This is a genomic window from Desulfobotulus pelophilus, assembly GCF_026155325.1.
GTDB lineage: Bacteria > Desulfobacterota > Desulfobacteria > Desulfobacterales > ASO4-4 > Desulfobotulus > Desulfobotulus pelophilus.
The window spans coordinates 1-7,852 of record NZ_JAPFPW010000038.1; the positions used below are offsets into that span (position 1 = coordinate 1).

Sequence of the window (7,852 nt, forward strand, 5' to 3'; positions counted from 1 at the left end):
TCTATAAATTTTAGAATTTGGTAAGCTTTTGTTTTAAAAATTAATCAAGTTAAAGTTCGGGGGGAATTTTAATGGAAAAGGAAATAGAGTCATCAGGATTTGATCTGGATAGAATTTATGATCTTATGATTAAATTTACCAACAAGCAGAAAAGTTATGTAGATGCTCTTTCAAAAAACAAAGTAAAAAGTGAGCTTCCTGAACTTGGAGTTATGTTGGATTTTTTTGAAGTATTTCAAAAAGTTGCCTTAAATCCTAGTGCTCTTTTTAATGTAAGCTTTAAAATGATGAGAGATTATAATGAGGTTTCATCATCTATTATAGGAAACTTATTGGATTCCAGAAAAAAAGAAGAAAAACAGGAAAAAGATAAACGCTTTTTAGGAGAAGAGTGGAATAAAAATCCATTTTTTGAGTTTATAAAAAATTTGTACCTTTTAAACGTGAAAACCTTAAGTGAAGCTGTTTCAGATGTTGAAGGTATTGAAGCCGTTAAAAAGAAAAGACTTGAGTTTTATACAAAGCAGTTTCTTGAAGCTGTTTCACCTTCCAATTTTCTTGCCACTAACCCGGAACTTTTAAAATATACCTTTGATAATAAAGGTGAAAATATTTTTGAAGGAATTGATAATTTTTTAGATGATGTCAGCAGCGAAGACGGAAGTCTTAATATAAGAATTTCAGACGATACAGCATTTATGCTCGGAGAAAATATTGCACGGAGTAAAGGAAGTATTGTTTATCAAAATGATATTCTTCAGCTTATTCAGTACTTTCCTACTACCGATAAAGTTTTTAAGATTCCTGTTTTAATTTCTCCTCCTTTTATTAATAAATATTATGTTCTTGATATTAATGAAAAAATTTCCATGGTCAAATGGCTGGTGGATCAGGGTTACACTGTTTTTGTAATTTCATGGGTAAATCCATCAACAGAGCATGCTTCAAAAAAATATGAAGATTATGTGCTTGAAGGTCATATTGAAGTTCTTGATGTGATTGAAAAAATAACAAAAGTTAAAAAGATTTCAGCTATTGGATATTGTACTGGTGGAACAATTCTTGCTACAACAGCCGCATATCTTGAATCAAAAAAGCAACGAAGATTTGCATCCCTTACTTATATGGCAACACTGATAGATTTTTCCGAACCAGGAGAAATTGGAAATTTTCTAGATCAATCACAGGTAAAAAAAATAATCGAGGATATTAAAAAAGTAGGATATCTTGACGGGAGGCATCTTGCCAAGACATTTAATATGCTGAAACCAAACGATCTTATATGGTCGCATGCTGTTAATAGTTATATAAAGGGACAGGATCCTGTTCCTTTTGATATTTTGTACTGGAATTCTGACTCTACAAATCTTCCTGCCGGAATGTATGCTTTTTATCTCCAGAATATGTATATTGAAAACAAGCTTAAAGACCCAGGTGGAATAAAAATAGGTGGAGTTCCAGTTGATGTTTCAAAAATAAAAACGCCTTCATATTTTCTTGCAACGGAAGATGATCATATAGTTTTGTGGAAAGCCTCATTTAAAGGAGCTCTTCTTTTTTCTGGAAAAGTGAGGTTTGTTCTTGGTGGTTCAGGTCATGTTGCAGGAGTTGTTAATCCTCCTGCTAAAAACAAATACGGCTACAGAGCTGCAGATCTTGAATTTGATTCTCCTGTAAACTGGATCGAAAATGCTGGAAAAAAAGAAGGTTCATGGTGGCTTGACTGGCATGGCTGGAACATTAAGTTTGCAGGTCAAGAGGTTGCAAAAAGAATACCCGGAAAAAGTGATTTTAAGGAAATTGAAAAGGCACCCGGCAGTTATGCACTCAGAAGAATTGACACCAAGTCAAATGAGGTAAGTTGAAAATATCGGACAGCAAAATTATCATCCAACCAGAACAGAGGTGTCTGAATGGCAAAAAACGCAACGAACGGTCGTTATTCGAAAGAATCCCGGCATGAAGCCGTGAAAATGATTATCGAAGACGGTCTGAGCGCATATGCAGCATCGCGTCAGCACTGATTGCAATACCATCCTGTTTCAAAATCCCTGTAAATTGAAAACTTGTGAACTGTGAACCCGTTCACTATTGAAAATTTCAGGTTCCCCATGGATTCGCAAAGCCTCTTCGAGGCAATCGGAACAAAATACCGTATCCATTGTATTACTGACCCTGAAACTCAAAACCTTGCGGCTGTACCAGTCCATGATTGCAACAAGATAGGCAAAACCATTGAGCAGACGAATACAGGTGATGTCCGTACTCCAGACCTGGTTTTGACCTCACTGCGGGTACACCCCGTAAAAGACAGGGGTAAATTTTGTGGTCAGGCTTTTTGCGGCTTGTGTTTGGCCCAGGCGTCATGCCGGCCAGACCCATTGCCCGCATCAGGCGCTGTACACGTTTACGCCCCACTGTGTGACCCTTTTCTTTGAGAAAGATCACCATCCTCCGGCTCCCATAAAATGGTCGGCGTGTATATTCTTCGTCGATAAGACGGCTGAAAATCAGATCCTCTTTGTCTGGTTGCCTGATTCTCTGCCTTGCGTAATGCGCAGCTCTGGATATACCACTCAGGCTGCACTGTGTTACATTGGACAGATCGTCCTCTGGATCTATCCATGATTGACGTATCAGGGCAGGCTCATCCCGGATTTTTTTTTGAGCCAGTCGAGCTCCATTTTCAGTCGCCCTATTTCGCTGTAAAGAGCATCGGGTTCCTCGTGGGCCGTTGAAACATATTTCGGGCCACGCTTGATTTCAAAGAGTTTTCCAAAAACTACAGTCAGCAGCACACCATAAACGACCGCAGCTGGCTCAGCACCATACAACACGTGGCATATCTGCCTGTTAAAACAGATTTTTCCGAATAACTTTCACGCTAAGATTTTTACCCTAAACGGCGTAAAACCCATGGGTTTAGCCATGAGGAAGTTCAGAGCCAGAACTGCTTGCAAGGAATCTGTAACAGCAGACGCATCTACCGGCGGGGACGCCATCCGAAAGTCAGAAAAAACAGCCATGAAACACCCGAACAGCCTTGAGTTGGAAAAATGCAGATTTGACTACCCCTATGAAGGAAAACCAAGGATCACGCACCGCCCCCAAAATCCCTTCATGGCCGAGAACCTTCTGGAAATCAACGATACCCGAATCGTAACGGCAACGGGTACTCCCATGGGTGAAAAAATTCAGTTCAGCCTGCAGTTTTCCGGGATAGTCGCCACCATTGTCGTGATAACAGGCCTTTTCACTCAAAATGCCTCGTTTGTCCTGAGCCTGCTGCTTCCGCTCGGGCTCTTTACCGCCCTCAGCATCGCCTGTCACAGACTTACGGGAAAATCCCGAATCATCTTGAACCGGGCCGATGGCAGTATCACCATGCCGATGGGCTTCCCTCCGCGGAACCAGTCTGTCCCTTTCGGGGAAATCCAACCCTTTTTTCCCCATACAGGCGCACTGCCAAACCCCGTTCTCAGACGCAAGGAAATACATCTGGGTCTCAAAAAAAAGCCCCGCTGGAGCGGACCGGCCATCCTGTCCTATGGGAATCAGGAACCCGCTAAATTCCGGGAAGTCTGGTCCTGGATCGTATGGTACATGGACAGCAATCGTCCCCTGCCTCCCGGCCCCTGTTTTGACTCATACCGGGAGCGGGATGCCCGCAGACTGCGGGAACTTGGCCATCCTCCTCCACAATATGAAATGAACCTCTACATGCGCATCATAGCACAATCCTATCTTAGCGCCGCGCTCAATAGCGACATCAGCAGCACCCCCATTCCCGACGAACTGGAAAATATGGAACTGAACGATCTGATACAATACGAATGAACCAGCTGAAAAAAACCGGCAGAGAATCCGCCACCGCTGCTTGTAACGCATAAAATAAAGGTGACATACCCACACCTTTCCACATCCCCTGCTCTGTCATTCCGCCTGAAAAAGATAAAAGGGGCCTGTCCCCTTTTATCCGCCAAGCCCGAAACTTGAGCTCCACAACTCTCGTATAAGAGCAGTTATCGCTTCTATGGCAGGCTCATGCTTCCGTTCTTCAAGCCATGCCAGGGAAAGATTGATTTGAAAATTCTTTTTGTCCCAGATAAATGCCGCCCCTTCTTTTTCCGCCTCCCTTGCGTCGTTTTCAAGCACCAGTGCAAGCCCGATCCCCGCCCGTACCAGATTTCTGCAGGTTATCTCGTCATCGACCACAACTGATTGGCAAAGGCTTAGCCGTTTCCGGGAGAGAATCGTATTGGCAACCTTTCGGAATGAACAATCAGGGGAGGCCCAGATCCATGGATAATCCGAAAGCTCGCTCAAGCTTGCGGAAGTGAGGCTTTCCTTCCATTCCAAAGGGGCAATGATCATCAGGTCCAGTGTTTTCAGCCGACACAGTTCAACCCCCGCGGGATTGTCATTACCGAAATAAAATCCGACATCGATCTCCCTTTCCTCCAAGGCGTTAATCAAGATAGCGCTGAGACAGTACTCAAGTTTGATCATCAGTCCGGGATATAAAGAGAATATTTTCAATACGGTTTCGGGTATACGCAGAAAAGCGCCATTGGAGGAATACCCCATACGGAATCTCCCGGTCGGCTTTTTCCCCGAAACCCTAGCGGAGTCGACGAAGGATTCAACCGATAAAAGCAGCTTTTCCGCTTCTGTTTTCAGGCGTCGTCCTTCCTCGGTCAGCTCCATGCCTCTTGGCGTCCTATTAAAAAGGCACACACTCAACTCTTCTTCCAATGCCTTTATGTGCGTACTCACCGCAGGCGGACTGATGAAAAGGCGCCTGGAGGCTTTGGTGAGGTGCTGCTCTTCCGCAACCGCTACAAACGTCTTGAGGTGATAAAGTTCCATTTTTCATTCTCATTTAACATTCTAAAATAAAGCATTCCATTATTACGAATGGATTTTCGGATTGCCGTCTAGTAATAACGAAGGCCATTAATATGGCCGAGAAACGGACTCAAAAGTCTCTTATATAGAAATCACAAGCACAATGGTGAGCAAAAGAATATACTGCTATTCAAACAATTACAAGTCATTATCATTTTTAGTTTCGCCCCAATCGGACCTCGGAATACCGAATAAGCGATTGCTTTTCCCAAAATCCCTATAAATTGCAAGATAAGATTAGCTCTATGGGTGAAAAAAGTTAGAAAGGTAAATAATATGACTTCGATGCCGGATGCTTTGCAAAATGAGAATTTGAGGCACATCGTTGTTGAAGCCCTTGCCGGACAAACAAACGTTCCAAAAGAGCGAATAGTATGCCAGCCAAACAAAGACAAATATTGTAACAAAAACAATCCCTCGGTTGTCACGCCGGAACTGGACGAAGTGTTTTATCTGATGCGAGCCCTGAATGCACGGGCTTTGCGCGATTCGCGAACCGCCTCGGATGAAATGGGGCGGCACAACTTTTCAGTCACCATGGAAAGATTCGCCACGGACATAGCCGATGCGATACATGATCGACCCTTCACTTATGTCGAAATGGGTCCGGAACCGGTTAAAACAACATGCCTGATCCGAAATCTTCGCACCAATGGGGTCCGATTGACGGGGTATATCGGGATTGACATCAACCCCGCATCCGAAAAGCCGATGCGGGAAGCGCTGGCTCCCATGATGGACCCGTTTCTGATCCATTTCTGTTTCCGCGATTTTTCCAATCTTTCTCAATCGGATATACACCGGAAGGAATTCCCGAGCCTTGTCACGATGCTGGGTTTTCAGGAAGGCAATGAGCACCCGGATGCGATTGTCAGCCGCCTGAAAAGAATTGTGCTTCCCGGTGATTTAGTGGCTTCCGAAATGCACGTGAGCACACAATCCAGACGTCACAAGCTGGAAAAGTTCTACGAGTCGGCGGAAATGAAAAGATTCTCGCGCCTTGCATTTGAGCGAATGGTCGGAACCTGTTCCTCCGAATACGCCATTCACACCCTGGATATCGACGTGGGTCTCAAATCCCCTGTCCCCATATGCGTGACCTCCGAGTCGTTCGAAGACCCGGATACAGGGGAAATAGTAATATGCGTGACCAACTGGTGCCTGAAGTTTTCCGCGCTTCAACATCGAGTCGTGCGCGAAGCCATCTCGAATCTGATTGTAATTGCGGAACGGAGAACTGGCGACCGAACGGTATCCTTCCAACTGGCGGAAGCCATCGCCGACGAGGCAGGCATTGTCGACATCGTCGAACCTTTTGTAACAACGCTGCAGGAAAGCGCGGAATAGCGGGGGAAATGGAGAGAAACGGATGACTGATTCAGACAAAACGGTTTCGCCAACAACATTGATTCCAGCAGGATTATCTATAGTTGCAGCCACTTATGGACTTGCAAGGTACTCCTATGGTCTTTACCTGCCTGATATTCGTGCGGACCTTGAATTGTCCATCGAGGTTATGGGAATAATCGGCAGTCTTTCCTATGCCGGTTACCTGGCTGCGACCATTTTCGGTTCCACGATTTCGGGTATTACGGGGCCACGACTGCCGATTGTGCTGGGCGGTCTGTGCGCGGCCAGCGGAATGGCGCTTATATCAATCAGTTCCGGCCCATGGCTGCTTGGTTTGGGCGTGTTGCTCGCCGGAACCAGTCCGGGGCTGGCCTACCCTCCGCTTTCAGACGCGATTACTCGCTTAATAAGACCATCCAGGCAGGATCGCACGTATGCTATCATCAACTCCGGCACCAGCATCGGGGTTATAATTTCAGGCCCGGCCGCCTTGCTTGCAGGAGAAGAATGGCGTTGGGCATGGGCCGGGTTCGCACTTTTCGCAATACTGGCAACCATTTGGAACGCATCCCTGATGCCGAAGAGACGCGCCGGTGAACCAAGTGGCGCGGATATCCCGCAGCTGTGCTGGGCATGGCTTGTCAACCACAAATCCAAAAGGCTATTCATGGCCGCGTCACTGTTCGGCATCTCCAGTGCCGTTTATTGGACATTCGCCGTGGACCTCCTGGTGACCAGCGGCGCAATGGGAAGCGGGTTGTCGCGAGCGTTCTGGATCCTGATCGGTATCTGCGGGCTTGCCGGTGGGTGCGCCGGAGACCTGGTTCGTCTTTTTGGCCTGAGACGCGTTTTTTCGAGTTTGCTTATTGCCTGTACGATTTCAATACTGGGCATTGCGTTCTGGCCCGACAATTTATCCGTGGCCCTGGCCTCTGCCATGCTGTTCGGGGCCACGTTTATCCTGATCACCGGACTGTTCGGCATTTGGAGCGTCAACACCTTCAACGACAGGCCGTCTGCCGGTTTTGGCGCCACTTTTTTTCTTATATCGGCCGGCCAGCTCATTGCACCGACCCTCGCCGGCATAATTGCGGGTGCATGGAGCCTCCATTACGCGTTCATCCTTGCGGCGGCGCTTTGTCTCCTTACTGTTTTCCTGAAACCGAACCAAGAAATCTACAGGATGATCGAACCCGAAGGATAATGGCCAAGGTCACATCAGTACTGACAATTAAAATCTATTTCTTTAGGGGCCTGAGGGACGTTGTTGACAACAAGAGCATATAATGATCGTTCTTGATGGGGAAATGGGCCTTCTAAGAAAAGAACTTTAATGGGAAAGATGAAAGAGCGTGAGGTGGTTGGGGAGATGGGAGCTATTGTGCTCCAGGAATCTCTGGGTCCTTACAATGGCATTTTGGGGTATGAAAAGCCAACTTCTGGGATCATAATCACGAGATTTCTCAATCGACTAGCTTGGTCCGACCCCAAAACACACCCGAAATACCAGCAGCTTGCGCCTTTTTTCCCGGAATCTGAACACCGCGCCGGTTAATTCAACCTTGGCAATAAAACTTGACTATCGGTCCGTATC

General features: G+C 46.0%; 5 protein-coding genes and 1 pseudogene. 4 read left to right on the forward strand and 2 right to left on the reverse strand.

From position 1 onward, the window contains the following. The first annotated feature begins 71 nt into the window (after nucleotides 1–71). Nucleotides 72–1,865: a class I poly(R)-hydroxyalkanoic acid synthase gene (gene phaC, locus OOT00_RS15525; RefSeq protein ID WP_265426340.1), complete on the forward strand. Its 1,794-nt coding sequence runs from the start codon at nucleotides 72–74 to the stop codon at nucleotides 1,863–1,865. 148 nt (nucleotides 1,866–2,013) lie between these two features. Here the strand turns inward: phaC and OOT00_RS15530 are convergent. Continuing rightward, a pseudogene (locus OOT00_RS15530) lies at nucleotides 2,014–2,777 on the reverse strand (IS3 family transposase); the annotation flags it as partial. 151 nt (nucleotides 2,778–2,928) lie between these two features. Here OOT00_RS15530 and OOT00_RS15535 point away from each other — a divergent pair. Next, nucleotides 2,929–3,837 (forward strand): hypothetical protein, encoded by a 909-nt coding sequence (locus OOT00_RS15535; RefSeq protein ID WP_265426341.1) that lies wholly within the window; start codon nucleotides 2,929–2,931, stop codon nucleotides 3,835–3,837. Between the two features lie 135 nt (nucleotides 3,838–3,972). Here OOT00_RS15535 and OOT00_RS15540 read toward each other — a convergent pair whose 3' ends face one another. Further along, the gene (locus OOT00_RS15540; protein WP_265426342.1) at nucleotides 3,973–4,869 is read right to left on the reverse strand and encodes a LysR family transcriptional regulator; all 897 of its coding nucleotides are present in this window, start codon (nucleotides 4,867–4,869) and stop codon (nucleotides 3,973–3,975) included. Nucleotides 4,870–5,184: 315 nt separating this feature from the next. Between OOT00_RS15540 and OOT00_RS15545 the strand changes: the two genes are divergently transcribed. After that, nucleotides 5,185–6,255, forward strand: a complete 1,071-nt coding sequence (locus tag OOT00_RS15545; protein WP_265426343.1) for a hypothetical protein — start codon at nucleotides 5,185–5,187, stop codon at nucleotides 6,253–6,255. Nucleotides 6,256–6,277: 22 nt separating this feature from the next. Then, nucleotides 6,278–7,462, forward strand: a complete 1,185-nt coding sequence (locus OOT00_RS15550; protein WP_265426344.1) for an MFS transporter — start codon at nucleotides 6,278–6,280, stop codon at nucleotides 7,460–7,462. The last annotated feature ends 390 nt before the right edge of the window (nucleotides 7,463–7,852 follow it).